1 protein-coding gene is annotated in these 1,670 nt (G+C 40.5%); it reads left to right on the top strand.

The features are described 5' to 3' along the window. The first annotated feature begins 59 nt into the window (after window positions 1-59). Window positions 60-1,574 (top strand): 2,3-bisphosphoglycerate-independent phosphoglycerate mutase, encoded by a 1,515-nt coding sequence (gene gpmI, locus ACI4WO_RS06610; protein ID WP_439806771.1) that lies wholly within the window; start codon window positions 60-62, stop codon window positions 1,572-1,574. Window positions 1,575-1,670 lie beyond the last annotated feature (96 nt).

The following is a 1,670-nucleotide window of genomic DNA, read 5'->3' as shown; positions in this document are numbered from 1 at the left end:
TGAGTCGGTAGAAATACCGATTCTCTCTTTATAAATATTATTGAATGGAGTATTACCATATGAGTAAAAAACCTGTTGCTTTAATCATAATGGATGGTTTCGGTTATAATTCAAGCGATTACGGCAATGCAATTGCCGCTGCAAAGAAACCTAATCTTGATAAATATATGAAAGGACCGCATACCCTTATTGGTGCCAGCGGGCTTGATGTTGGTCTGCCGGATGGTCAGATGGGTAACTCTGAAGTAGGTCATACTAATATCGGTGCCGGAAGAATTGTTTATCAGATGCTGGTAAAAATTTCAAAGGCTATTGAGGACGGCAGCTTTTTTGAAAACGTTCCGCTTAAAAATGCAATGAAAAACTGCAAGGAAAAAAATTCTGCACTGCATTTAATGGGACTTCTTTCTCCAGGCGGTGTCCACAGCCATATTGAACACCTTTATGGTCTTCTTGAAATGGCAAAGAAAAATGGTATTGAAAAGGTTTACGTTCATGCATTTCTTGACGGACGTGATGTTCCGCCGTCATCTGCTGCTGAATATATGCAGGAAGCATGCGACAAGATGAAGGAAATCGGCGCAGGCACTGTTGCTACTGTTATGGGACGTTTCTATGCTATGGACAGAGATAACGCATGGGACAGAGTTGAAAAGGCTTATAATGCAATGGTACTTGGTGAAGGAGTCGAAGGAACCTGCCCTGTACAGGCTATAAAGGATTCTTATGCCAACGGCGTTACAGACGAATTTATGCTTCCTACAGTTTGCAACAAAGAGGGAATGATTAAAGCTGATGACAGCGTTATTTTCTTTAATTTCCGTCCTGACCGTGCAAGACAGATCACCAGAGCATTTGTTGAAGAAGGATTCAGCGGATTTGAACGTAAGAACGGCTTTTTCCCATTGAATTTTGTCTGCATGGCTCAGTATGACGCTACAATGCCAAATGTTTCTGTTGCATATCCTCCGGAAGCTTTGGAAATGACATTTGGAGAATATGTAAGCAAAATGGGTAAGACTCAGCTGAGAATTGCTGAAACACAGAAATATGCTCATGTAACATTTTTCTTTAACGGCGGTGAAGAAAAAACATTTGAAGGCGAAGACAGAATTCTTATTAAGTCTCCGGATGTTGAAACCTTTGATATGAAGCCGGAAATGAGTGCTTATGAAGTCACAGACGCTGTTGTGAATGCAATTAACAGTGATAAGTATGATGCTATTATTTTAAACTATGCAAACTGCGATATGGTAGGTCATACTGGTGTGTTTGATGCTGCAAAGGCAGCTGTAGAAGCAGTTGATGAATGCGTTGGCAGAACAGTTGATGCAGTTCTTTCTAAGGGCGGTGTGGCATTTATTACAGCTGACCACGGTAATGCTGATAAGATGTATGAAGATGATGGTTCACCATTTACTGCTCATACAACAAATCCTGTTCCGTTTATCGTTGTCGGACAGGACTGCGAGTTGCGTGAAGGTGGAGTTTTAGCAGATATTGCACCAACTATGCTTAAGGTTATGGGACTTGAACAGCCTAAGGAAATGACAGGTGTTTCAATAATTAAATAAATGATATTAATGTAATATAAAGCCCGGAAAGAATGTCTTTCGAGTCTGAATACGGAACCGTGTAAATGGCAATAATACCCACAAAGAAATTTGGAG

The sequence above is a fragment of the Porcipelethomonas sp. genome (assembly GCF_051893655.1).
GTDB lineage: Bacteria > Bacillota > Clostridia > Oscillospirales > Ruminococcaceae > Porcipelethomonas.
This window is presented reverse-complemented; position numbering and strand designations above follow the sequence as displayed.

Bases quoted from the DNA above. Each gene is read 5' to 3' on its own strand.
- gpmI (WP_439806771.1), top strand. From the start codon at position 60: ATGAGTAAAAAACCTGTTGCTTTAATCATAATGGATGGTTTCGGTTAT.